At 64.3% G+C, this 25346-nt stretch carries 20 protein-coding genes; 9 read left to right on the top strand and 11 right to left on the bottom strand.

Translation table 11 applies throughout. The annotated features are described in order from the left end of the window. Positions 1 to 157: 157 nt before the first annotated feature. Together dctA and E4O92_RS15315 are read right to left on the bottom strand one after the other, a co-directional pair. Positions 158 to 1507: a C4-dicarboxylate transporter DctA gene (dctA, locus tag E4O92_RS15310; RefSeq protein WP_135190604.1), complete on the bottom strand. Its 1350-nt coding sequence runs from the start codon at positions 1505 to 1507 to the stop codon at positions 158 to 160. A gap of 310 nt (positions 1508 to 1817) precedes the next feature. Next, positions 1818 to 2846: a YeiH family protein gene (locus tag E4O92_RS15315; RefSeq protein WP_135190605.1), complete on the bottom strand. Its 1029-nt coding sequence runs from the start codon at positions 2844 to 2846 to the stop codon at positions 1818 to 1820. 107 nt (positions 2847 to 2953) lie between these two features. Here E4O92_RS15315 and E4O92_RS15320 point away from each other — a divergent pair, with 107 nt between their 5' ends. Both E4O92_RS15320 and E4O92_RS15325 read left to right on the top strand, forming a co-directional pair. Beyond that, entirely contained in the window at positions 2954 to 3841 is an 888-nt protein-coding gene (locus tag E4O92_RS15320; RefSeq protein ID WP_135190606.1) for a LysR family transcriptional regulator, read from the top strand. 93 nt (positions 3842 to 3934) lie between these two features. Then, on the top strand, positions 3935 to 4693 hold the full coding sequence (locus tag E4O92_RS15325) for a GntR family transcriptional regulator (RefSeq protein WP_135190607.1): 759 nt from the start codon (positions 3935 to 3937) through the stop codon (positions 4691 to 4693). 190 nt (positions 4694 to 4883) lie between these two features. Here E4O92_RS15325 and E4O92_RS15330 read toward each other — a convergent pair whose 3' ends face one another. Then, entirely contained in the window at positions 4884 to 5609 is a 726-nt protein-coding gene (locus tag E4O92_RS15330) for an amino acid ABC transporter ATP-binding protein (RefSeq protein ID WP_135190608.1), read from the bottom strand. 248 nt (positions 5610 to 5857) lie between these two features. On the opposite strand from E4O92_RS15330, the gene E4O92_RS15335 reads away from it, so the two are divergent. The 3 genes from E4O92_RS15335 to E4O92_RS15345 all read left to right on the top strand — a co-directional run bounded on the left by E4O92_RS15335 (position 5858) and on the right by E4O92_RS15345 (position 9621). After that, on the top strand, positions 5858 to 7126 hold the full coding sequence (locus tag E4O92_RS15335; protein WP_135190609.1) for a dicarboxylate/amino acid:cation symporter: 1269 nt from the start codon (positions 5858 to 5860) through the stop codon (positions 7124 to 7126). A gap of 77 nt (positions 7127 to 7203) precedes the next feature. Further along, positions 7204 to 8487: a metal-dependent hydrolase family protein gene (locus E4O92_RS15340; RefSeq protein ID WP_135190610.1), complete on the top strand. Its 1284-nt coding sequence runs from the start codon at positions 7204 to 7206 to the stop codon at positions 8485 to 8487. A 54-nt stretch (positions 8488 to 8541) separates the two neighbouring features. Continuing rightward, a complete protein-coding gene (locus E4O92_RS15345; RefSeq protein WP_135190611.1) occupies positions 8542 to 9621 on the top strand; it encodes a type II asparaginase in 1080 nt (359 codons plus the stop codon). A 133-nt stretch (positions 9622 to 9754) separates the two neighbouring features. Here E4O92_RS15345 and kdoO read toward each other — a convergent pair whose 3' ends face one another. Both kdoO and E4O92_RS15355 read right to left on the bottom strand, forming a co-directional pair. Further along, entirely contained in the window at positions 9755 to 10618 is an 864-nt protein-coding gene (gene kdoO, locus E4O92_RS15350) for a Kdo hydroxylase KdoO (protein WP_135190612.1), read from the bottom strand. Positions 10619 to 10696: 78 nt separating this feature from the next. Further along, positions 10697 to 12547: an ABCB family ABC transporter ATP-binding protein/permease gene (locus E4O92_RS15355; RefSeq protein WP_135190613.1), complete on the bottom strand. Its 1851-nt coding sequence runs from the start codon at positions 12545 to 12547 to the stop codon at positions 10697 to 10699. A 62-nt stretch (positions 12548 to 12609) separates the two neighbouring features. On the opposite strand from E4O92_RS15355, the gene E4O92_RS15360 reads away from it, so the two are divergent. Then, a complete protein-coding gene (locus E4O92_RS15360) occupies positions 12610 to 13047 on the top strand; it encodes an acyl-CoA thioesterase (RefSeq protein ID WP_135190614.1) in 438 nt (145 codons plus the stop codon). Positions 13048 to 13133: 86 nt separating this feature from the next. Here E4O92_RS15360 and E4O92_RS15365 read toward each other — a convergent pair whose 3' ends face one another. The 4 genes from E4O92_RS15365 to E4O92_RS15380 all read right to left on the bottom strand — a co-directional run bounded on the left by E4O92_RS15365 (position 13134) and on the right by E4O92_RS15380 (position 20076). Then, entirely contained in the window at positions 13134 to 14813 is a 1680-nt protein-coding gene (locus E4O92_RS15365; RefSeq protein WP_135190615.1) for a long-chain-fatty-acid--CoA ligase, read from the bottom strand. A 210-nt stretch (positions 14814 to 15023) separates the two neighbouring features. Further along, complete coding sequence (locus E4O92_RS15370; protein ID WP_135190616.1) at positions 15024 to 16712, bottom strand: long-chain-fatty-acid--CoA ligase; 1689 nt, start codon at positions 16710 to 16712, stop codon at positions 15024 to 15026. A gap of 159 nt (positions 16713 to 16871) precedes the next feature. Then, positions 16872 to 17987, bottom strand: a complete 1116-nt coding sequence (locus E4O92_RS15375) for an aminopeptidase (protein WP_135190617.1) — start codon at positions 17985 to 17987, stop codon at positions 16872 to 16874. A gap of 7 nt (positions 17988 to 17994) precedes the next feature. Then, complete coding sequence (locus E4O92_RS15380; RefSeq protein ID WP_135190618.1) at positions 17995 to 20076, bottom strand: molybdopterin-containing oxidoreductase family protein; 2082 nt, start codon at positions 20074 to 20076, stop codon at positions 17995 to 17997. 133 nt (positions 20077 to 20209) lie between these two features. Between E4O92_RS15380 and E4O92_RS15385 the strand changes: the two genes are divergently transcribed. Next, positions 20210 to 21403, top strand: coding sequence for a M20 aminoacylase family protein (locus tag E4O92_RS15385; RefSeq protein WP_135190619.1), 1194 nt, complete (start codon positions 20210 to 20212; stop codon positions 21401 to 21403). 154 nt (positions 21404 to 21557) lie between these two features. Here the strand turns inward: E4O92_RS15385 and E4O92_RS15390 are convergent, their stop codons facing one another. After that, on the bottom strand, positions 21558 to 22463 hold the full coding sequence (locus E4O92_RS15390; protein ID WP_135190620.1) for an NAD(P)-dependent oxidoreductase: 906 nt from the start codon (positions 22461 to 22463) through the stop codon (positions 21558 to 21560). 126 nt (positions 22464 to 22589) lie between these two features. Between E4O92_RS15390 and E4O92_RS15395 the strand changes: the two genes are divergently transcribed. Together E4O92_RS15395 and E4O92_RS15400 are read left to right on the top strand one after the other, a co-directional pair. Next, a complete protein-coding gene (locus tag E4O92_RS15395) occupies positions 22590 to 23147 on the top strand; it encodes an acyloxyacyl hydrolase (RefSeq protein WP_135190621.1) in 558 nt (185 codons plus the stop codon). 95 nt (positions 23148 to 23242) lie between these two features. Then, complete coding sequence (locus E4O92_RS15400; RefSeq protein ID WP_229483398.1) at positions 23243 to 24679, top strand: DHA2 family efflux MFS transporter permease subunit; 1437 nt, start codon at positions 23243 to 23245, stop codon at positions 24677 to 24679. On the opposite strand, the gene E4O92_RS15405 is transcribed toward E4O92_RS15400, so the two are convergent. Then, positions 24676 to 25119 carry a hypothetical protein gene (locus E4O92_RS15405; protein WP_135190622.1) on the bottom strand — a complete coding sequence of 148 codons (444 nt, stop codon included), beginning with the start codon at positions 25117 to 25119 and terminating at the stop codon, positions 24676 to 24678. The genes E4O92_RS15400 and E4O92_RS15405 overlap by 4 nt on opposite strands. Positions 25120 to 25346 lie beyond the last annotated feature (227 nt).

Genomic DNA, 25346 nt, shown 5'->3' on the forward strand with positions numbered 1-25346 from the left:
TCATAAGACCCCAGAAAAGTTGGAACTGGTGTCCAACTTTTCTGGGTCAGTTCACCCCGCGGGGGCGACGTGGGCAGCAGCCCATGGCGGCACCAAAACGACAACGGGGCGCTCCGCCAACAGCGAAGCGCCCCGCCAGGGACCGGCAACTAATGGCTTAACCCACCGCTTGCCGCGCCACAGGCGCCCGCACCGGCAGCACGCCCGGCACCGGCTCCAGTTCGCCCTCGAGGTCGAAGCCAGGCTCGTCCTCATACGCGCCATCGAGCACGGCATGCGCCGTTTCCAGATCGAGTTCGCCTTCCCAGCGCGCCACCACCAGCGCGGCGACCGAATTGCCAAACAGGTTGGTCAAGGCCCGGATCTCGTTCATCAGGCGGTCCACGCCGATGATCAGTGCAATGCCCGCAACCGGCAGGATGTGGGTCGAGCCGAGCGTTGCAGCCAGCGCCACCAGCGCAGCACCCGCCACACCTGCACCGCCCTTGGAGGTCAGCATCAGGATCGCCAGCAGACCGATCTGCTGCAACAGCGACAGGTGGATGTTCAGCGCCTGGGCGATGAAGAGCGAGGTCATGGTCAGGTAGACCGCAGCGCCGTCGAGGTTGAACGAATAACCGGTCGGCACCACCATCCCCACCACCGAGCGAGCCACGCCAAGCCGTTCCAGCTTTTCCATCAATTGCGGCAACACCGATTCCGTGCTGGCGGTGCCAAGGACGATGAGGATCTCTTCCTTCAGGTACTTAACCAGCTTCCACATCGACACGCCGGCGACCTTGGCCATGGAACCGAGCACCAGGCCGATGAACAGGATCGTGGTCGCGTAGTAGCAGGCGATCAGCAGCGCCAGGTGTTGCAGCGTGCCCAAGCCGAATTTACCGACCGTGAATGCCATTGCACCAAAGGCACCTACCGGCGCGAACTTCATCACGATGTTGACGATGCCTAGCAGCGCCTTGCCGAATTCGTCGACGATCTCGCGCGCCTTCTGCCCGCGTTCGCCCATGACCGACAGGCTGATGCCGAACATTACCGAGAACAGCAGCACCTGCAGCAGGTTGCCCTTGGCAAAGGCCTCGACCACCGACGACGGAATGATCGACATGATGAACTGGCCAGTGCTTTGCGGATGCACCTTGTCGGCAATGCCGGCCACCGCACTCTTGTCGAGCGCGGCGATGTCGGCATTGATGCCGGAACCCGGGTGCACGACGTTGGCGACGATCATGCCGATCACCAGCGCCAGCGTGGTCATGACTTCGAAATACAGCACGGCCTTGCCGCCGACGCGTCCGACCTTCTTCAGGCTTTCCATCCCGGCGATGCCGGAGACGATGGTGCAGAAGATGACCGGGGTGATCACCATCTTGATGCCGTTGATGAAGCCGTCACCAAGCGGCTTGAGGTCGGTTGCGATGTTGGGATAAAAGTGCCCGACCGCCACGCCGGCGATCAGCGCCACAACCACCTGGAAATACAGACTGCGAAAAAGCGAGCTCCTCATTTCATCCTCCAAACCGCTTTTTTTTGAATGAACTTCCGCGCGGGTTATCCCATCTGCAGATCCGCTTCTCAGGCGGGCACGGAACAACGCAAGTCGGCCGCAACTGCGGGCAGCCGGTCCGCAAGTACCTCAGCCAGGGGGATGAGGCGACCCGGAATTGACCAGGCATCGAACCAGCGACGGCATTTCATGCTTGTCTTTTTGTCGCTTGGTCCGCAAAGAACTGTGAATTTCATGCTAACGCAGCACTCCATTGCTGTCAACTAGATCATATATATCACTTTCCAAACGATCATCCCTCCTTCCAAGATCAGATGATCGCGGTAACGATCCGGTTGATGACATAACCGCCAGTCATCAGGAACAGGAACAGCACGCTGGCCAGCAGGATCGGCTTGACGCCCGCTTGCCGGATGGCGCCGACGTGGGTACGCAGGCCAAGCGCCGCCATCGCCATCGCCAGCAGCACGGTGTCCACCTTCAGCACGGCGGCGACCAGGCCGGCCGGCAGCAGGTGCAGCGAATTCACGCCGGCAGCAACGATAAAGAACACGGCAAACCACGGAATCGTGATGCGGCGCCCGGTGGCCGCACTACCTGCATAGTCCTGGCCGTCGAGGCGGCTGCCGAGGATGACCAGGAACGGGGCCAGCATCATCACCCGCAGCATCTTCTCGATCACCGCGTACGACGCTGCGTGCTGGCTCACCGCGCGCCCCGCCACGACCACCTGGGCCACTTCGTGAATCGTCGACCCGGCATACAGGCCATACGCGGTCTCGCTCAAGTGCAGGTACGGATACAGCAGCGGATAGACGAACATCCCCAGCGTGCCGAAGATGACGACAGTGGCCACCGCCACCGACACCTTGTGCGCCTGTCCGCGCACCACCGGCTCGGCGGCCATCACCGCCGCCGCGCCGCAAATCGAGCTGCCGGCGCCGATCAGCATCGCGCTCTGGCGATCAAGCCCGAACACGCGGGTGCCCAACTGCACCGCCAGCGTGAACGTGGCACAGATGATCAGCACGTCGATCAGGATGCCGGCCCAGCCGATGTGGCCGATATCCTGGAATGTGATCCGGAAGCCGTACAGCACGACCCCCAGCCGCAGCAGCCTGGATTTGGCGAATTCGACGCCTTCGAGGCTGAATGGCGCGATACGCGGGAAGACGGTGTTGCCAAGCGCGATGCCGATGACGATCGCCAGCGTCAGCGCGGAGAGCCCAAGTTGTTCCATTTCCCGCAGCCCCGCGCCCCAAATCCCCACCGCGGCGATGGCGGCGACGAGCGCAAGCCCGCAGGCATACTGGGTTGAACGGCTAGTCAAAGTTGTCATGGCTGGTACTCCTATGTTCGTAAAGCTTGAAACAAAGACTACCCGTCCCGCGCTCATTAGAAAAACGAGTAATATTGATATGATTAATCAGCAGGATTGATATAGGCATGCTCCACACCACCCTCAGGCAAATCGAAGTGTTCGTCGCCACCGCGCAAAAAGGCAGCGTCACCCAGGCCGCCAGCGCGATCGGGATGACCCAGTCGGCGGCGAGCATGGCACTGGCCGACTTCGAGAGTCAGCTCGGCAGGCGCCTGTTCGACCGGATCGGCAAGCGCCTCGCGCTCAACGAAGACGGCCGCGTGCTGTACCCGAAGGCGGTCGGGATGATCGAGCGCGCGCAGGAGATGGAACAGCTGTTCCACCAGATTGGCCGCGCCGTGAACCTGCGGCTGGGCGCCAGTTCGACCATCGGCAATTACCTGCTGCCGCGCCTGATCGGGCAGTTCCGCACCGCGCGGCCGGGGAGCCGGATCGAGCTGGAGGTGGGCAATACGCAGCAGGTCATCAATGCGATCCTGCGCTTCGAGATCGACCTTGGCTTCGTCGAAGGGCCCTGCCTGCACGCTGACATCGAAACCATCTTCTGGCGCGAGGACGAGCTGGCAATCTGCACGCCACCCGACCATCCCCTCGCCCAGCCCGGCGTGGCCACGCTTGAAACGCTGCGCGACGCGGACTGGATCTTGCGTGAGCGCGGCTCGGGCACGCGCGAGGTGGTCGAGCAGCTGTTGACCAGCCAGTTGGGCGAGATCCGGCTGGCGATGGAACTGGGCGGGACGGAAGCGATCAAGCGCGCCGTCGAAGCGGGGATCGGCATTTCGTGCCTGCCGACGATCGCCCTGTCCGGCGCGGTCGAGCGCGGCCACCTGGTCGCGGTCCCGACACCGTTTTTGCACCTGACGCGCTCGATGCACATCCTGCTGCACAAGCAGAAGTACCGCACCGAGGGCATGGAGAGCTTGCTGCGCATGTGCCAGGACGCGGTCGCGTAACCCGCAATTCAATCATGTGATATGAATGAATTTTGCCCTAGACGGGCTGCGGTTTGCTATCATGGGTACAGACAACGTACTCTCAAAAAAATCATGGAAACTCTCTTTCGCTCCGATGTGGCCCTGGGCCTGCCCCTGTACCGGGAAGTCAAGCACAAGCTGATGGAAGCGCTGCGCGACGGCGAATGGAAGCCGGGCGAGACGATCCCGGCCGAAAAGCGCCTGTGCGAACGTTTCGGCGTGAGCGTGGGCACGCTGCGCAAGGCGGTGGACGAACTGACGGCCGAAAACATCCTGATCCGCCACCAGGGCCGCGGCACCTTCGTCGCCTCGCACAGCCAGGACCGCTACATGTTCGGCTTCTTCCACATCTGCCCCAAGGTCGGGCACAAGGAATACCCGACGGTGGAATTCATCAGCCTGGAAAAGGAAAAGGCGGACGGCGACAGCGCGCGGCGGCTGGGAATCGGCAAGGGTACCAGGGTGGTCCGGATCATCAATCGCCTGAGCCTAGGCGGCAAGGCGGCGATCATCGACGACATCCTGCTGCCCGAGCGCTACTTTGGGGGCATGACCGCGGACCAGGTGCGCGAGCGGCACACGACGCTGTACCAGCTCTATCAGGACGAGTTCGGGGTGGCGGTGCTGCGCACCGAGGAGCGGCTGGAGGCGTGCGGGGCGAACGAACAGATCGCCGGGCTGCTGGGCATTGATGAAGGCACGCCGCTACTACATATCGTGCGGCGGGCGATGACCTTCCGCGACGAAGTCGTCGAACTGCGGCACTCGTATGTGATCACCAGCGATTACGAGTATTACGCAGGCGAGGAAGCGATGCGCGTCGGGGAGTGATCCCTGCCTGCGGCGAAAAAACGTCGTAGGGTGCGCACCTGTGCGCACGCGGTTCGCGAATGTGGCGCAGTGAAGCAGCAGCCGCAAGTCAGCACACGGTGACCGCGTGCGCACAGGTGCGCACCCTACGCCCTGCCAGCTGCGCCGGCGGTGATCGCAGGTGCCTGCTCGCACCGCACGCCACAACCCGCTAATGAATAATCCGCGCCAAAAACTCCTTGGCCCGCCTTGACCGCGGCGTACTGAAAAACTCGTCCTTCGGCGTGTCCTCGACAATGCGTCCCTGGTCCATGAACACGATGCGGTCCGCCACCTTGCGCGCAAAACCCATCTCGTGCGTGACCACCATCATCGTCATGCCTTCCTGCGCCAGCCCGACCATCACGTCCAGCACCTCGCCGATCATCTCCGGATCGAGTGCGGAGGTCGGCTCGTCGAACAGCATCGCGATCGGGTCCATCGCCAGCGCGCGTGCGATGGCGACCCGCTGCTGCTGGCCGCCGGATAGCTGGCTCGGGTACTTGTCCTGGTGCGCCAGCAGGCCCACCCGGTCCAGGTACTTCAGGCCGCGCTCGGTCGCTTCCATCTCGCTGCGTCCCAGCACCTTGACCTGCGCGAGCGTCAGGTTGCGGCGCACCGACAGGTGCGGGAACAACTCGAAATTCTGGAACACCATGCCGATCTTCGAGCGCAGAGCGGGCAGGTCGGTCTGCGCGGCGCCGACGGAAATGCCATCCACCCGGATTTCCCCCTGCTGGAACGGCTCGAGCCCATTGACGGTCTTGATGAGCGTGGACTTGCCGGAGCCTGACGGCCCGCACACCACCACCACGTCGCCGCGCGCCACCGTGGTGCTGCATTCGCTCAGCACCTGGAAGTCGCCATACCATTTGCTCACTTTGGTCAGTTCAATCATCTCGTCCATCTGCTGAAAAAGGGTCCTGTCCAACACCGCCAACACACCCGCGCCAGCGTGCTTGACAGTACCATCAACGCCTAGGATACTGCGGAACTTGCCAATATAGAACCAGCGATCGGTTCGCTCACAAAAACACAGTATTCTGCCCCAAAACCCGCGGCGACAGAACCAATGTCCTGTCGCGTTCCGGGGCACGGCCAGGCCCACCAGGCTTGATCCGCGACTATCACAGGAAAGCGCAGTATATGAACAATCGAAATCGCCTGACCGGCTACATCCTTGCGGGCCTGGTGCTGGGCATCGGCGCCGGCTATGTCGCCAACATCAGCCTCTCCGATCCGACGGCCTTCGCCGACAACATGTCGCTGGTCACCACCCTCTTCCTCCGCCTGATCAAGATGATCATCGCGCCGCTGGTGTTCTCGACCCTGGTGGTGGGCATCGCCAAGATGGGCGACGCCAAGGAGGTCGGCCGCATCGGCGCCAAGGCGCTCGGCTGGTTCATCATCGCGTCCGTCCTGTCGCTGTCGCTCGGCCTGGTCCTGGTGAACATCTTCCGTCCGGGCGACGCCCTGCACGTTGCCGGCGCTGTGCCGGCCGCCGGCGCCTCCTCTGGCATCACGGCATCGGGCCTGACGCTCAAGGAGTTCATCACCCACCTGGTCCCGTCCTCGATCGTGGACGGCATGGCCAAGAACGAAATCCTGCAGATCGTGATCTTCTCGATCTTCTTCGGCACCGGCGCGGCCGCGATCGGCCCGCGCGCGAACGCGCTGATCGAAGCGGTCGACGGCGTCGCCCACGTGATGCTGAAAGTAACCGGCTACGTCATGAACTTCGCCCCGGTCGCGGTGTTCGCGGCGGTGACCGGCACGATCGCCAAAAGCGGCGTCGGCGTGCTCTCGACCTACGGCGTGTTCATGGGCGAGTTCTACATCGGCATCGCGCTGCTGTGGGTGGTCCTGATCGCGGTCGGCGTGCTGGTGGTTGGTCCGCGCATCTTCAAGCTGCTGCGCGAGCTGCGCGAGCCGACCATCCTGGCATTCACCTGCGCTTCGTCGGAAGCGGCGTTCCCGAAAACGCTGGAAGGCCTGGAGCGCTTCGGCGTGCGCAACCGCCTGGCCGCGTTCGTGCTGCCGATCGGTTACTCGTTCAACCTCGATGGCTCGATGATGTACTGCACCTTCGCGACCATCTTCATCGCCCAGGCCTACGGCATCGACGTGCCGCTCTCGACCCAGATCGCAATGATGCTGGTGCTGATGCTCACCTCCAAGGGCATGGCCGGTGTGCCGCGCGCCTCGCTGGTGGTGATCGCCGCCACGCTCGGCCAGTTCCACATCCCGGAAGCGGGCCTGCTGCTCCTGATCGGCATCGACCACTTCCTCGACATGGCGCGCTCGGCCACCAACGTCATCGGCAACGGCATCGCCACCGCGGTGGTCGCCAAGTGGGAGGGCGAGCTGACCGAAGCGGCGCCGAACAAGGACGTCGCCACTGCCCCGCTGCGCTGATTCGCGGCGCATGACCGGACAAGGCCTTCCAGCATGGGAGGCCTTTTTTTCACAACCAGAACGATAAAGGAGACAGGATGAACAAACTGTATGCCGCAGGCCTGCTGCTGGCCATGAACGGCGCCCACGCCGCCACCCAGACCATCGACTGCGGCCGCCTGCTGGACGTGAAAAACGGGACCTGGCGCGAACGCGTGAGCATCGTGGTCGAGGACGGCAAGATCAAGTCGGTCGGGCCTTTGATCTCGGGCGCGGAGCATGTCGACCTCTCGAACTATTCCTGCCTGCCGGGCCTGATCGACATGCACGTGCATCTGACCCACGAGACCAAGCCGCGCGCCGACGCGCTGCATGAGGCGCTGGCCGGCAACCCGGCCGACATGGCCTACAACTCGGTCGCGTATGCCGAGCGCACGCTGATGGCAGGCTTCACCACGGTGCGCGACCTGGGCGCGAGCGATACGGTGAACATATCGCTCAAGCGCGCGATCGCCGCCGGCAAGGTACCCGGTCCGCGCATCTTCACCGCCGGCACCATGATCGCGACCATGGGTGGCCATGGCGATTCCACCAACGACCTGTCGCACCGCTTCAGTCATGCGGTCGGCAATCCGGGGCCGAACGAAGGCGTGATCAGCGGCCCTGACGAAGCCCGCCAGGCCGTGCGCGCCCGCTACAAGGAAGGCGCGGACCTGGTCAAGGTGACTGCGACCGGTGGCGTGCTGTCCCAGGCGGCCAGCGGCCAGAACTCGCAGTACACCGAAGATGAGCTGCGCGCGGTCGTCGCCACGGCCAGGGACTACGGCTTCCGGGTCGCGGCGCATGCGCACGGCACCGAAGGCATCAAGCGCGCGCTGCGCGCCGGCGTCGATTCGATCGAGCACGGCACGATGATGGACGACGAAGCGATCGCCCTGTTCAAGAAGAACGGCGCGTGGTACGTGCCGACCATTTCGGCCGGGCGCTACGTGGCCGACAAGGCCAAGGTGGACGGCTACTACTCGCCGCTGGTGCGCCCGAAGGCCGCCGCCATCGGCCCGCAGATCCAGGGCACGTTCGGCCGCGCCTACAAGGCCGGCGTGAAGATCGCATTCGGGACCGACGCCGGCGTATTCCCGCACGGCGAAAACGCCAAGGAGTTCGCCTACATGGTCGAAGCCGGCATGCCTGCGCTGGAAGCGATCCGGTCAGCGACGCTGTCGGCCGCCACGCTGCTGAACCAGGAGGGGCGCCTCGGCTCGGTGGAGCCGGGCTACATGGCCGACATCGTGGCCGTCAGCGGCGACCCGCTGAGCGACATCGCCACGCTGCAAACGATGAAGTTTGTGATGAAAGAAGGCGTCGTCTACAAGAAGCCGTGACGACGAAGGCTGCAAACCGGCCGCTCGCGCGGCCAACCAAGTGAAGGAGATCCCATGCTGTTCCACAAATCCGCCCGATCACTGATCGCACTGTTCGGGTTCATGCTGTGCCTGGCAGGCGCAGCGCAGGCCGAGCAGGCCAAGCTGCGCAACGTGACCATTCTCGCCACCGGCGGCACCATCGCCGGCACCGGCGCCACCAGCACCACCACCGTCGGCTACACCGCCGCCACGGTCGGCGTGCAATCGCTGATCAAGGCGGTGCCGGAACTGGCCGATGTGGCCAACGTCACCGGCGAACAGGTGTTCCAGATTGCCAGCGAGAGCATGACCAACGCGCACTGGCTGACGCTGGCCAAGCGCGTCAACGCGCTGCTGGCGCAGCCGAACGTGGACGGCATCGTCATCACCCACGGCACCGACACGCTGGAGGAGACCGCCTACTTCCTGGACCTGGTGGTCAAGAGCAGGAAGCCGGTGGTGCTGGTCGGCTCGATGCGCCCGTCGACCGCGATGTCGGCGGACGGCCCGATCAACCTGTACAACGCGGTGCAGGTGGCGGCCAGCCAGGATGCGGTCGGCAAGGGTGTGCTGGTGGTGCTCAACGACCAGATCCACGCCGCGCGCGAAGTCACCAAGACCAACACCACGACGCCGGACACCTTCAAGACGACCGAGCTGGGCATGCTCGGCTACGTGCAGGGCAACCGCGTGGCGTTCTACCGGGCGTCGCTGCGCAAGCATACGGTCGATACCGAGTTTGACGTGAGTCGCTTGGAGTCGCTGCCGGCGGTGGATATCTCGTACACCTACGCCAACGTGCCGCCGACCGCGATCAATGCGTTCGTGGCTGCGGGCGACAAGGGGCTGATCCACGCGGCAGTGGGCGACGGCAGCATTCCGGCGCAGCTCAAGCCGGCGCTGGTGGAAGCGCGCAAGAAAGGCATGATCATCGTGCGTTCGAGCCGGGTCGGCCAGGGCATCGTCGCGCGCAACGGCGAGGCGAATGACGACGAACTGGATTTCGTGGTGTCGGATACGCTCAACCCGCAGAAGGCGCGCATCCTGCTGATGCTGGCACTGACCAAGACCAACAGCACCAAAGAGATTCAGAGGATGTTCTACACCTACTGATCTTTTCGTAGGGGGCGCGGGACCGCCGAGGGCCTGTGCGCACGCGGTTCGCAAACGCCGCGCAGTGGAGCGGCAGCCGCAAGTCAGCAAGCGATGACCGCGTGCGCACAGGTGCGCACCCTACGCTTCAGTTCTACACCAGCTGCCTGCCCGTCATCCGCGACAGAATCGCCAGCGGGCTGGCCTGCGGATCGTACTGCTCCGACGGCGGCAACTGCACCGTCAGCTCGATCATGTACTGCCCCGACATCGCCGCGTGCGCGGTTTGATCCGAAAAGCACACCCACGCCGATCCCGCCGGGAACGGCATCTTCACCTGCGGCGCGTTCTTCTGGTAATCGGCATCCGACTTCATCGCGTCGTGCAGTTGCAGCATCAGGTGGTCGTACTCGCTGCGCAGCGACTTGGTCACGCCCAGCATACTCAGAGCCCTGGCCTGCCAGCGCGAATAGGGCTTCAGCTTCGGCAGGAAGCGCCCGGCCACCGTCTCGAACGGCTCGCCCACGCGCCACACGCGCGGCACACCATCCGGATTGGCGTTGTAGAACACGCGCAGCAGCCGTTCGCCGCGGTTGGGCCGCGACGGGAACGCGTCCACGTGCAAGCGTCTGTCATCCGCACGCCATGACTGCACCCGCGTTTCCACGACGGATGGCCGGAAGCTGACCGGCCCGCGTTTCATCTTGCCGGTGTAGCACGGCGCCAGCGTGCCGAGCAGCCCCTCGGCCTGCTCGCGGAACCGGACCATCATCGCGGTGAGTGCCTGGCGGGCTCCGGCGTCGTCGATCGCGCCCTTGAGCCCGCCATTCGCGTCCAGGCTGATATTGCGGCTCTTAGGGTCGCGCATGTCGGGCCGGAACAGGCGTAATTCTTCCGACGTCGGCGTGAAGCCGAACGTTGGAAGATACAGCACCTTTCCGGACTCGAGCGCGGCAATCACGTCGCTGGACTGTGTGCCTTTTGGCAGGTCGGCAATTTCAATGATCGGCTGGTCCATCCGCCGATTATGCTTCGCGAGGGGCGCAGGCAGCCGCGTTACGGCAATCGTCTTTGCCCCAGCTCAAGGCCAGGGGATCTACTCTTCCTGTTCCAATTCCAGCGACGGCGAAGCGAGCTCTTCGTCCTTGCGCGCCTGCTGGCGCTCCCACATCTGCGCATACAGGCCGTTTGCCGCGAGCAATGCCTGGTGGGTGCCGCGCTCGACTATGCGCCCGTGATCGAGCACCAGGATCTGCTGCGCATCGGCCACGGTCGACAGCCGGTGCGCAATGACCAGCGTCGTGCGGTTCTTCGCGATTTCCTTCAGCTGGGCCTGGATGGCCTGCTCGGCTTTCGAATCCAGCGCCGAGGTCGCTTCGTCGAAGACCAGGATGGCCGGGTTCTTGAGCAGCGTACGCGCGATCGCGACCCGCTGCTTTTCGCCGCCGGACAGTTTGAGCCCGCGCTCGCCGACCACGGTCTTGTAGCCGTCTGGCAAGCTCTCGATGAAGTCGTGGATCGACGCCACGCGCGCGGCCGCCACCACCTCGTCGATGCCGGCGCCCGGCCGCCCGTAAGCGATGTTGTATTCGATCGTGTCGTTGAACAGCACCGTGTCCTGCGGCACGATGCCAATCGCATCACGCAGCGATTCCTGGGTCACCGCGCGCACGTCCTGGCCGTCGATGCTGATCGCGCCCTGCTGCACGTCGTAAAAGCGGAACAGCAGGCGCGACAGGGTGGACTTGCCCGAGCCGCTGTGGCCGACCACCGCCGTCGTGGTGCCGGCGGGAATCGTGAAGTCGACATCGAACAGGATCTGGCGCTTGGCTTCGTAACTGAAGTCCACGTGCGAGAACGCGACACGCGCGCCATGGGTTGCGAGCGGCTGCGCGCCGGGTTTGTCGGCCACCTCGCGGTTTTCGTCCAGCAGCGCGAACAGGCGTTCCATGTCGGCCAGGCTCTGCTTGATCTCGCGGTAGATCACGCCGAGGAAATTGAGCGGGATGTAAAGCTGGATCATGAACGAGTTGACCAGCACCAGATCGCCCAGGGTCATCTTGCCGTCGATCACGCCCTGCGTCGCGCGCCACAGGATCAGGGTGACGGCCGCGGCGATGATCAGCGACTGCCCGCTGTTGAGCAGCGACAGCGAGGTCTGCGAACGCACCGCGGCCTGCTCGTAACTCTGCAGGCCCTGGTCGTAGCGCTGGGCCTCGTAGTCCTCGTTGCCGAAGTACTTGACGGTTTCGTAGTTGATCAGCGAATCGATGGCCTTGGTGTTGGCCTTCGAATCGAGCTCGTTCATGGTGCGCCGAAAGTGCGTGCGCCACTCGGTCACCAGCACGGTGAAGGTGATGTAGGTGACCAGCGCGCCGGCCGTGATCACGGTGAACCAGATATCGTAGTGCAGCGCCAGGTAGCCGAGCACGAGCGTAATTTCGACCAGCGTCGGCAGGATCGAAAACAGCGAGTACGACACCAGCGAGCTGACGCCGCGGGTGCCGCGCTCAATATCCCGCGTCATGCCGCCGGTCTGGCGGTTCAGGTGAAAGCGCATCGACAGCGCGTGCAGGTGACGGAACACCTTGAGCGCGATGGTGCGCACCGCGCGCTGCGTCACGCGCGCGAACAAAAACTCGCGCAGTTCGGTGAACAGGGTCGTCGAAAAGCGCAGCACGCCGTAGGCGACCAGCGCCGCGACCGGCAGCGCCAGCAGCGCTTTCGGATGGGTCGGGGTGATGGTCAGCTCGTCGATCAGTTTCTTGAGCACCAGCGGCACGCCGACATTGGCCATCTTGGCGCCGACCAAGCAAACGAGCGCGGCCAGCACCCGCCATTTGTAGACCCACAGGTAAGGAAACAGCGTGCGCAGCGTGGCCCAGTCGTTGCGGGGCAGGCCATTCGATGGCGGCGGAAGGGGGGAACTTGCAGGGGAGCGGCGCATGGCAGGGGTCGGGGATTTATGGTTCAATGCGGGTCGATTGTAGCTTTTCACGAGAAATCACGATGACCACGCCAGAAAAACAGCCCGAACCATCCGTCACTCGCCTGCCTGAAGGAAAGATGCCGGTGCTACGGGTCATGCCGGGACCTCCCGACGCAAACGTTTATGGCGACGTATTCGGCGGCTGGATCATGGCCCAGGTCGACATCGCCGGCTCGCTGCCGGCCACCCGCCGCGCCAACGGCCGCGTTGCCACCATTGCCGTTAATTCATTCCTGTTCAAGCATCCGGTGTTCGTCGGCGATTTGCTGTCGTTCTACGCTGAAATCGTCAAGGTCGGCAGCACCTCGATCACGGTCTATGTTGAAGTGTACGCCGAACGTAACCGCCTGCAGACCAACGTGGTGAAGGTGACCGAGGCCACCCTCACCTACGTCGCCACCGGGCCGGACCGCAAACCGCGCCAGTTGCCGCCGATTGAATCGCTGATCGGGCACTAGCAACAACGGCCCCACCCGCTAGCGGAAAAATCGTAGGGTGCGCACTGGTGCGCACCCTACGATATTCTGGCGTACTGGATTAATCCCTACGTCGCCGGCTGCTCGTCGCGCAGCTCGCGCCGCAGGATCTTGCCCACGTTCGTCTTGGGCAGCGAGTCCCGGAACGTGATGTACTTGGGCCGCTTGTAGCCGGTCAGGTGCTCCTTGCAGTACTCCATCAGCTCGCGCTCGGTGAGGTTCGGGTCCTTCTTCACCACGTACAGCTTGACCGTCTCGCCCGAGTTCTGGTCCGGCACGCCGACGCAGGCCACCTCCAGCACGCCCGGATGCGCCATCACCACGTCTTCCACTTCGTTCGGGTACACGTTGAAGCCCGACACCAGGATCATGTCCTTCTTGCGATCAACAATGCGCGTGTAGCCGCGCTCGTCCATGATGCCGATGTCGCCGGTCCGTAAAAAACCGTCGGCGGTCATGACTTTGGCCGTTTCGTCGTCGCGCTTCCAGTAGCCTGCCATCACCTGCGGGCCGCGCACGCCGATCTCGCCGGGCTGGCCGAACGGCACTTCATTGCCGGCGTCGTCGAGAATGCGCACTTCGGTCGATGGCAGCGGCAGGCCGATGGTGCCGGAAAATTCCGTGATATCGCAGCGGTTCGCGGTCACCACCGGCGAGGTCTCGGACAGGCCGTAGCCTTCGACGATCGGGATGCCGGTGGCCTGGAGCCATTTGGCGGCCACCGACTGCTGCACCGCCATGCCGCCGCCCGGGCAGATCAGCATGCGCGAAAAGTCGAGGCTGGAGAACCCGACGGTGTTGAGCAGGCCGTTGTAGAGCGTGTTCACGGCCGGGAACACGTTGATGCGGTATTTGCCGAACTCCTTGATGAAGCCCGGCAGGTCGCGCGGGTTCGGGATCAGCACGTTCAGGGCGCCCATGCGCATGCCGAGCAACGCGCATACCGTGAGCGCGTAGATGTGGTACAGCGGCAGCGCGCACATGAACTCGGTCTGCTCGCCCGCGGGTTGTTGGGACAGCCGGGGCTTGAACCAGGCTTCGTTCTGCAGCACGTTGGCGATCACGTTCCGGTGCAGCAGAACGGCGCCTTTCGCCACGCCGGTGGTGCCGCCGGTGTACTGCAGGAAGGCGATATCGTCGTGCCCCTGCACGACGGGTTTGAGCGTCATGTGCGCGCCGGCGGCGAGTGCCTGGTTGAAGCCAACCACGTCCGGCAGCGCGTAGCCCGGCACCAACTTCTTCACCTTGCGCACGACGAAGTTGACCAGCATGCCCTTCATGCCCAGCAGGTCGCCCATGGTCGCAACGACGATGTGCTTGACCTGGGTCCGGGCCAGCACCTGCTCGAGCGTATGGGCGAAGTTCTCGAGCACGATGATCACTTCGGCGCCCGAGTCGTTCAGCTGGTGCTGCAGCTCGCGCGGGGTGTACAGCGGGTTGACGTTGACGATGGTGCAGCCGGCGCGCAGGATCCCCGCCAGCGCTACGGGGTATTGCAGGATGTTGGGCATCATGACCGCCACGCGCGCGCCCTGCTGCAGGCCGCGGCTTTGCAGCCACGCGGCCAATTGCTGCGACATGCGGTCGAGATCCGCATAGGTGATGGACTTGCCCATGCAGGCGTAGGCCTTGCGCCCGGCGTACGCACGGAAGGCTTCTTCCAGCAGTTGCGTCAGGGAGCGGTATTGCGTGGGGTCGATCTCCGCGGGCACGCCCTCCTGGTACGACTTGAGCCAAAATTTGTCCATTTCTTATTCCCTTTTGTTATCCACTAAAGTGCAAAGCCGCCCCTTTGGGCGGCGTTAGCGCGTGACACGCAAGCGGCTGTCGCAAGGGTGTAGGGGGCGCGGGGCCGCCGAGGACCTGTGCGCACGCGGTACGTGTGCAGGCCGGCGCCAACGACATTCAACCGTACCGCGTGCGCACAGGTGCGCACCCTACGATCCTGCATGCGCCGCCTATGCCGCCTGGGCCTGCTTTTCCTCCCGTAGCGCCCGGCGCAGGATCTTGCCGACGTTTGTCTTCGGCAGATCGTCGCGAAATGCGATGTACTTCGGCCTCTTGTAGCCGGTGAGCTGCTCCTTGCAGTAGTCCATCAGGTCCTGTTCGGTCAGGCTCGGGTCGCGCCGCACCACGAACGCCTTGACCGCCTCGCCCGAATACTCGTCCGGCACGCCGATCACCGCGCATTCCAGCACGCCCGGGTGCGCCGCGATCACGCCTTCCAGTTCGTTCGGGTACACATTAAAGCCCGACACCAGGATCATATCTTTCTTACGATCAACGATCTTGACATAGCCCTTCTCGTCCATGATGCCGACATCGCCCGACTTGAAGAAGCCGTCGGCGGTCATGACCTTGGCGGTCTCCTCCGGGCGGTTCCAGTAGCCGGCCATCACCTGCGGGCCGCGGATCGCGATTTCGCCCGGCTGGCCGAGCGGAACCTCGTTGCCGTCGTCGTCCAGGATCGCGACCTCGGTCGACGGGATCGGCAACCCGATCGTGCCGGTGAAGGCCGAGATGTCGCAGCGGTTGCTGGTGGCCACCGGCGAGGTTTCCGACAGGCCGTAGCCCTCGATGATGTTGACGTGGGTGACGCTGCGCCACTTGTCGTTGACCGCCTGCTGCACCGCCATGCCGCCGCCGTTGGCCAGCTTCAGGGCCGAGAAATCAAGCGCGGCGAAGTCGGGATGGTTGGCCAGCGCGTTGTACAGGGTGTTCACGGCCGGCAGCATGTTGAACTGGTACTTCGAGAGCTCCTTGATGAAGCCCGGGATGTCGCGCGGGTTGGGGATCAGCAGGTTGAGCGCGCCCATCCGCATGCCCCACAGCGCGCACACCGTCAGCGCGAAGATGTGGTACAGCGGCAGCGCGCACACGATGGTCGGGAACTCGACGACCGGCGGGCGGCTCAGGGCCGGTCCGGACCAGGCTTCGGTCTGCAGCACGTTGGCGATCACGTTGCGGTGGGTGAGCGTGGCGCCCTTGGACACGCCGGTGGTGCCGCCGGTGTACTGGAGGAAGGCGATATCCGACGGCTTGAGATCGGCCGGCGCAAAGGGCATTTTGGCGCCCTGCGCCAGCGCGTCCTTGAAGCGCACCATGTTCGGCAGCGAGAACTCGGGCACCAGCTTCTTGACGTTGCGCACCACGAAGTTGACCAGCATGCCCTTGGCCCCGCCCAGCATCTCGCCCATGCTGGCCACCACCACGTGGCGCACCGGGGTCCGGGTCAAGACGGCTTCGACGGTGTGCGCGAAATTCTCCAGCACGATGATCGCTTCGCTGCCGGAATCCTTGAGCTGGTGCTCCAGTTCGCGTGCGGTGTACAGGGGATTGACGTTGACCACGGTGTAGCCGGCACGCAGGATCGCGACCAGCGCGATCGGATACTGCAGCACGTTGGGCATCATCACCGCCACGCGCGCGCCCTTGGCCATGCCGCGGCTTTGCAGCCAGGCGGCCAGGCGTTTGGAACAGGCGTCGAGCTCTGCATAGCTGAGGAACTTGTCCATGCAGACGAACGCGTTGTTGGCTGCGTATTTGGCGAACGACTCGTCGAACATCTGGACGAGGGACGTGTACTGGTCGGGGTCGATCTCCGCGGGGACGTTCGAGTGGTACGATTGGAGCCAAATTTTGTCCATCGGGTGCCTCTGTCTCGAATATTTATAGTTATCGGGCAGCCGGCTCCGGGCAACGCGATGCCGGCCGCGCGCAGGCTTGCGCCTTTGCTATTGCTGCTGTGATCCTATAGGGCAGCAGGCGGCGACGCAAGCGCTTTCGCTGAGATTGGAGCGGGGGCTCTACCGGGCGCTGGCCATGGTGCGTTGCACCACAAGCGGATCGTCGGGCGCGGCGGCGCCAAGCGCCTTCAGGACCCGGTGGCGATCTTCCTTGCCGAGCTGGGAAATGCGGCGCACGGCGGCGTAGAAACGCGGGAAGCTGCGTTCGCGTTCGAGCAGGACCTTGAACGCCGGGACGAAATCGGAATAGGTCGCAATCGAGGCCAGGTGCGCGTTGGACAGCGGCTCGGCGAAGAACTTGTCGTAACCGGCGTAGCCGCCCCAGCTCTGCTTGAGCACCTGGTATTCGTCCTTGAGCTGGGTGAACACGCGCGCCTTGGCAATGCGCTTTTCAACGTCCGGCAGCGGCGACTTGTAGACCAGTTCGAGCTCCTTGCGGCTCTTCATCAGCAGCGCGTGGAAGGCGTGCTTGCGCGCCCAATAGCGCTCGTAGGCCTCGCGCGTGGCGTCGCTGCCGAAGCGGTCGAGCCAGCGCGCCACGCCCTCTTCCTCGACCGCGCTGGCGAACGACTCGTTGAACTGCGAGTCGCCCTGCACGTACACCACCTGGTGCGCCAGTTCGTGGAACAGCATGCGCGCCAGCTCCGCGTCAGGGTAGTTGATGAAGGTGGAGAGCAAGGGATCGGAGAACCAGCCCAGGGTCGAATACGCTGCCACGCCGCCCACCTCGACGTCGTTGCCGCCTTGGCGCAACTCACGCGCGTAGGCCTGGGCGTCGTCCTTGTTGTAGTAGCCGCGGTAGTTCACGCAACCCGCCACCGGAAAGCACCACTGCAGGGGCTTGAGCGACAGCTCGGGCGTGGCCACCACGTTCCACAGCACGTAAGGACGCGACAGCGCCGCATAGTTCTTGTAGCTGCTATTGTCCGGCAGGCCCAGTTCCTTCACCGCGAAGCGGCGGATCTGGCGCGCCGTTTCCAGGCGCACGCGCAGTTTCGGGTTGGTGCCGGGGTCGGCCAGCCAGTCGTCGATCGGCTTGGCGTCGGACATCAGTTCGAGCTGTCCCTGTGCGGCCTGAGTGTAGTAGTTGAGGGTCGAGCAGCCTGCAAGCAGCCCGGCTGCCGCGCCCGTGAGCAGCAGGGAGCGGCCGATGCGGGAAAATCTGGATAGGTTCATGTCAGGTCTAGGGCGAGGCCTTTTCGACCTCCACCAGTGTGTCGTAGAAGGTTGGCGCCCGGCCCATGTCGGTCAGGCGCTGGCTGGTCACCTCGTTGGCGTTCTTGCCGTCGCCGGCGAGCTTTTTCCACCAGACCGACAGGCCGACCACAAGGCCGGGCCGCGCCTTGTCGGTCACGCGCGCCTTGGCCACGAACGAGCCGCGGTCGTTGAAAATGCGGGCCATGTCGCCGTGCGCAAGGCCGCGTGCGGCGGCGTCGAGCGGGTGGATGTCGAGGTGGGGCTCGCCTTCGGTGGCGCGCAGGCTTTGCACGTTCACGAAGGTCGAATTGAGGAAGTTGCGGGCCGGTGGCGAAATCATCGCCAACGGGTATTTGGCGGCCAGCTCCGGATTGGAGGCGGCCGACTCGTAGGGCGCGATGTAGGCTGGGACCGGATCGAGGCCATCGGCCAGCATCGTGCTTGAATAGAATTCGCATTTGCCCGACGGGGTCGGAAAACCGCCGTCGGCGAAGGGCGCATCCGGCATGGCGAGCTTCTGCCAGCCCTTGCGCTTCAAGGACTCCCAGTCGAAATGCACGGCGCGGGCGTCCTGCTTGTTAAACGCCTGTGCAGCCAGCTCGTCGTCGGTCTCCTTGAAGCAGGCGTCGTCAAAACCCATGCGCGCCGCGAGCAGGCGGAAGATCTCGGTGTTCGGCTTGGCTTCGCCCAGCGGTGCGATCGCCGCGTTATTGGCCATCATGTACAGGTGGCCGTAAGCCAGGTGCGCATCGACGTGCTCGAGCTGGGTCGTGGCCGGCAGCAGGATGTCGGCGTAGTCGGCGCTGTCGGTGCAAAAGTGCTCGAGCACGACCGTGAACAGGTCTTCGCGCGCAAAGCCGGCCATCACCTTGCCCGAATCGGGCGCGATCGCCAGCGGGTTGGCGTTGTAGACGATGACCGCCTCGATCTTCGGCCCGAACTCGGGCGAGCTGTCCTTGAGCAGGTCGCCCCCGATGGTGGTCATGTTGATCGTGCGCGGCTTGCGGCCGTTCAGCAGGTCGGGGCGCTGCAGCGCCGGGCGGTTGGCCGGGAACGAGCCCGAAGTCGAGAGCTGGATGCCGCCGGCGGCGTGGCGCCAGGCGCCCACCAGCGCCGGCAGGCAGGCGATGTTACGAACCGCCATGCCGCCGCCGCGCACGCGCTGCATGCCGTAGTTCAGGCGGATCGCGACCGGCTCGCCGTTTTTGGCCAACTGTCCGTAGTCGTGCGCCAGGTTCTCCACTTCCTCGGCTGTGATGCCGCAGGTCGCGGCGGTGCGCTCGGGCGACCACTCGGCCGCGCGCGCCTTCAGTTCCTCGAACCCGAGCGTGTGGCGCTCGATGTAGTCGTGGTCGAGCAGGCCGTCGCGGATCAGCACGTGCATCATGCCCAGCGCGAGTGCGGCATCGGTGCCGGGCAGCAGGGCGATGTGCTGGTGGCACTTCTCGGCCGTCAGCGAGCGGTACGGGTCGATCGCGATCAGCTTGGCGCCGCGGCGCTTGGCTTCCTGCGCCCGGGTCCAGAAATGCAGGTTGGAGGCGATCGGGTTGCCGCCCCAGATGATGATCAGCTTGGCGTCCTGGAAGTGCTCGATGTCGGTGCCGATCGAGCCGCCGATGGTGTACCGGTAACCGGTGGCGCCGGCCGTGGCGCAGATGGTACGGTCGAGCAGCGAGGCGCCCAGCTTGTTAAAGAAACGCAAAGACATCGATTCGCCCTGGACCAGGCCCATCGTGCCGCAGTAGCTGTACGGCAAGATCGCCTGCGGGTCGCGCGCCGCAATCTTGCCCAGCCGCGCCGCGATCTCGTCGATCGCCTGCTCCCAGCTGATCCGCTCGAACCTGCCCTCGCCCTTGTTGCCGACGCGACGCATCGGGTACAGCAGGCGCTCCGGATGATAGGTGCGATCCACGTAGCGCGACACCTTCGTGCACAACACCCCGGCCGTGGTCGGATGGTCGGGATCGCCCTTCACTTCGGTAGCGATACCGTCTTTGACGGTGACCAGGAGGGCGCAGGTATCGGGGCAGTCGTGCGGGCAGGCGGCACGGACTTGTGTGGTCGTCATTGGGATTATTCTTGGAAAAAGAGGCGTGAAACCAATACTTTATACGATTCCTGTGCCCGTTGTCCCCACTGGATGTGAGGGGCTACAATAGTTCCAATCGTGCATTGATACGCTGGCATCAACGGAGAATTAGATGAAACTTGTCGAACCCATTCTCGCATTCGAATCCGAACTGCGGCAAATCCGGCGCGACATCCACGCCCATCCCGAACTGAGCTACGAAGAACAGCGCACAGCCGATCTGGTGGCGGCCCGCCTGACCGAATGGGGCATCCCAATCGTGCGCGGTCTGGGCGTGACTGGGGTCGTCGGCATCATCAAGAGCGGTACCGGAGAGCGCGCGATCGGCCTGCGCGCGGACATGGACGCGCTGCCGATGCAGGAACTGAACACGTTCGAGCACGCCTCGCGCCACCCGGGCAAGATGCACGCCTGCGGCCATGACGGGCACACGGCCATGCTGCTGGGCGCGGCGCACTACCTGGCCAGGCACCGCAACTTCGACGGCACCGTTTACCTGATCTTCCAGCCGGCCGAGGAAGGCGGGGCCGGCGCGCGCCGCATGATCGAGGACGGGCTGTTCGAGCAGTTCCCGATGGAAGCGGTGTATGGCATGCACAACTGGCCCGGGCTGCCGGTCGGCAGCTTCGGCGTGGTCGCGGGGCCAATGATGGCTTCCAGCAACGAATTCCGTGTCGTGATCAAGGGCAAAGGCGCGCACGCGGCCCAGCCGCACCGCGGCATCGACCCGGTGATGGTCGCGGTGCAGGTCGCGCAGGCCTGGCAGACCATCATCTCGCGCGAACGCAATCCGCTCGATACCGCCGTGCTGTCGATCACCCAGATTCACGCGGGCAGCGCCACTAACGTCATCCCCGACGAAGCGGTGCTGATCGGCACCGTACGCACCTTCACCACGGGCGTGCTGGACCTCATCGAGCGGCGCATGCACGATATCGCCAATGGCATTGCGGCCGGCTTTAACGCCACGGTCGAATTCGAGTTCCATCGCAACTATCCGCCACTGGTCAACCATGTGCGCGAGACCGCGTTCGCGATCGAAGCGATGAAGGCGGTGGCCGGGGCGGACAAGGTGGATACCGATGTCGAGCCGACCATGGGCGCGGAGGACTTCGCGTTCATGCTGCAAGAAAAGCCGGGCTGCTACGTTTTCATCGGCAATGGCGAAGGCGAGCACCGGGCGGCCGGGCACGGTCTGGGGCCGTGCCAGCTGCACAATGGCAGCTATGACTTCAACGACCAGTTGCTGCCGATCGGCGCGAGCTACTGGGTGCGGCTGGCGGAGATGAGCTTACCGGTTGTTTAAGCGTCACCAGCGGCATCAACAACAGGCGTAGGGGGCGCGGGGCCGCCGAGGACCTGTGCGCACGCGGTACGGTTGAGCAGAGTTTGCGGCAGCTTTGAGTGGACGCGGCGCTAACGTCAGATCAGCCGTACCGCGTGCGCACGGGGTGCGCACCCTACGCCTTCGGCAACTGGTCCGGGGCGTCGCCCAGCCGCTTGCCTGGGTTTATTCTTTCCAACGCGATCAGCGCCGCCGCATGGTCGGCGCGCGCCAGATCGCCCTCGATCGTCTCGTAATTGCGCGTCACCAGCGACGTCACCGGCAACGCCAGGCCGCTTTCCGCCGCTGCGGCCAGCACATTGTGCAAATCCTTCAGCTGGCTCTTCACCTGCCCGCCCGGCATGAAATTGCGCTCGAGCATACGCTGACCGTGGATGTCCAAAATCCGGCTGCCGGCAAAGCCGCCGCGGATCGCTTCCCGTACCGCCGCCGGATCGGCCCCGGCCGCCTGGGCCAGCAACAGCGCCTCGGCGACAATGTTAAGCGTGCCGCCGACGATCAGCTGGTTGCACAGCTTGGCAACTTGCCCGCTTCCCGCCGGTCCCACCAGCCTGGCCGTGCCCAGCACGCTCAGCACCGGCTCGGCCTGACGAAAATCGTCCGCGCTGCCGCCGGCCATGATCACCAGCGTTGCCGCCTCGGCCCCTGCCACGCCGCCGGACACCGGCGCGTCGAGGAAGCGGCAGCCATGCGCCTGGAGCTTCGCATGAAAGCCCAGCGCTTCGTCACGCCGGGTCGAGCTCATGTCGATCCACAGCGTGCCCGGTTCCAGCGCCGGCAGCGCTGCGTCAATGACCTGGTCGACGACTTTGCCGTCTTCCAGCATCGAGATTACGATCGCCGCGCCGCGCACGGCCTGATCGAGTTCCGCCTTCGGCTCGGCCCCGGTCGCGCGCAATGCCTCGGCCTTGGCAAAGGTGCGGTTCCAGGCGCGTAACGGATACCCGGCCTGCGCCAGGTGCGACGCCATCGGCCGCCCCATCAGGCCGATGCCAAGAAATGCCAGGGTCGGGAGTTGCATGGTCTTCCTTTCAGCTTTTCGTCGTCCAGTGATTGTAACAACTGGGCGCGCTCAACGCGGCGCAGCCGTTGACAGTACAATCAGCTGGTCTGCCGACGAGCCTGTCGAAAATTCACGAAAGAGATCATGCCCACTACTAACAACATCACGAAAGCGCTGGCGGCGCTCACCGCCATGTTCAGCACCCATGCCGCGTTTGCCGCCGACGGCTGGTTCGACTCCGCGTCGGTTGAGATCGGCGGTGCCAACAAAGCGCAGATGATACGCCTCGCCGGCCAGAAGGACTGGAACAAGCGCTGGCTCCCTGCCAATGGCTACCACCTGTCGGGATATTGGGACTTCAATGTTGCCGGATGGCGCGGCACCGAATACAAGGATGTGAAAGGCGACCACCAATACTATGCGGTAATCGGTGTCACGCCGGTGTTCCGTTACGAAAGCGACGACAAGCTCGGCTTGTTCGGGGAAGCCGGCATCGGCGCCAGCCTGTTCTCCACGGTGTACAAGAACGCCGGCAACCACCTGTCGACCGCATTCGAGTTCGCCGACCATATCGGCGTTGGCTATGCGCTGCCGAACAGGTGGGAATTCACCGCGCGCGTCCAGCACTACTCCAACGGCGGCATCAAGCACCCCAACAGCGGCGTAAACTGGCTCGTCATGAAAGCCGCCTACCGCTTCTGACAATCCGGCAGGGTTTCGGCTGACATCGTCACTCTGCGATTTATGTAACAATCGGCTCTTGGTCCCTCGATGGGCGCCAACAGCAAGAGGCCCGATTGAATCCCACCAGTACCGTCAAGAGCTATCTGCCGTGGCTGGTCGCGACTGCCCTGTTCATGGAGCAGCTCGACGCCACGATTGTCAATACCGCGATCCCAAGCATTGCGGCGAGCCTGAACGTCACGCCGCTCTCCCTGAAGTCGGTCGTCACCAGCTATATCCTGAGCCTTGCCGTGGGCATTCCGGTGAGCGGCTGGATCGCCGACCGCTATGGCACGCGACGCGTGTTCGGCTTTGCGATTGCACTGTTCACCATTGCGTCGGTCCTGTGCGGACTGTCGCTGAACGCCCCGATGATGGTCGCCGCGCGCCTGCTGCAGGGTATCGGCGGCGCGTTGATGATGCCGGTCGGACGGCTGGCGATCATCCGCACCTTTCCCAAGTCCGAGCTGCTGCGGGCGATGAACTTCGTGATCCTGCCGGCGCTGATCGGCCCGCTGCTCGGGCCTACCGTGGGCGGGGTGATCGTGCACCTGGCTTCGTGGCGCGTGATCTTCTTCATCAACGTGCCGGTCGGGCTGGCGGCGCTGTACCTCGTGTATCGCCATATGCCGGACTACCACGGCAACGAACAGCGGCCACTGGACGTGGTCGGGCTGATCCTGTTCAGTTCGGGAACGGCGATCCTGTCATGGCTGCTCGAAATCTTTGGCGAGCACACGCTCGATCCGATGACGATGGGCCTGATGCTGGTGCTGTCGATAGCGCTGCTGGGCGCATACGCGTGGCACGCCAACCATCGCAGATACCCGCTGCTCAAGCTGTCTCTGCTGCGCGTGCGCACCTTCCGCATTTCGGTGCTGGGAGGCTTCATCACGCGGATGGGCGTGGGCGGCCTGCCGTTCCTGCTGCCGCTGCTGTACCAGCTGGGCCTCGGCCTGCCGGCATGGCATTCCGGGCTGTTGATGATGCCCACCGCCGCGGCCGCAATGGGCATGAAACTGATCGCGCCGCGCGTGCTGGCGCGCTTCGGCTATCGCCAGGTGCTGGTGATGAACACCATCTGCATCGGGGTGACGATCGGACTGTTCTCGCTGGTCGGACCGGGCACGCCCACCTATGCGATCGTCGCGATCGGCCTGATGCAGGGCTTTTTCAACTCCCTGCAATTCTCGAGCATGAACACCCTGGCCTATGCCGACGTCGAGCCGCGTGACTCGAGCATGGCCAGCACCATCACCAGCTCGTTCCAGCAATTGTCGATGAGCTTTGGCCTGGCGGCCGGTTCGCTGGTTACCGCGTGGTTCCTCGGGGATGTGCCGCAGACGGAGCGCGTGCTGGTCACGCGCGCCTTGCACCATGCATTCATCGCGCTGGGGGTGACGACGATGGTATCGTCGGCCATCTTCTGGAAGCTGCGGCGCAATGACGGCGAAAGCATCAGCAGGGGGCAGAGAGCCTCTCGGAATTCCGCCCCGCTGTCGCAGGCTTAGCGCCTGGATGGGCCCTTGTGGCCGGGGCGGCTGCCCACGTCGGCGGGCGGCTCATCCGGATTTTTTTGCGGCTGATGGCGGGGCCCGCTCTGTTGCGAACCTGGCGGCCCGGTCGGCGATTCCTGCGAGCCGGCGTGCTGGTACTGTTCGGCGCCCCCATAGCCGGATTGGCGCGGCTCCCCCAAACGGTCCTCCTCGCCGCGCGCCTGCATTCGTTGCGCCTGCTGGCGCGAACTCCATCCGGTCTGCTGGGTCCCCGGCTCCGCGCCTTCGGTTTGCACCTGGCCTTGCTGGCCCAGCGGCACCTCGGTTTGTTCGCTGCCGCTTGGCGCTACCCAGCCTGGCGCACGTGTCTGCAGGCTGTCCTCGGAGACGGGAACAGCTTTCGGCTTCGCACGCCCACGATTGACCGACAACGGTCGCTGCTTTTTGCCACTCATGTCCGATCCTCCCTCAAGCGCGACTTGGACGCTCACGGGACGATCATGGGCATGGACGCTGTTCGGTGGTATCGGAGGAACGGCTAGGAGCTTGTAGGACGCAGCCGACGGACCTGATGTGGCGTGCGGAGTGCTGGAAAAAGCAAAAAAGCCCCGTCTGCACTCAGGCAGGCGGGGCTTTTTCTTTATAACTAGCCTGACGATAACCTACTTTCACACTGGTTGCA

Origin of the sequence: Massilia horti (genome assembly GCF_004614195.1) — a bacterium.
GTDB classification, from domain to species: Bacteria; Pseudomonadota; Gammaproteobacteria; order Burkholderiales; family Burkholderiaceae_D; genus Telluria; species Telluria horti.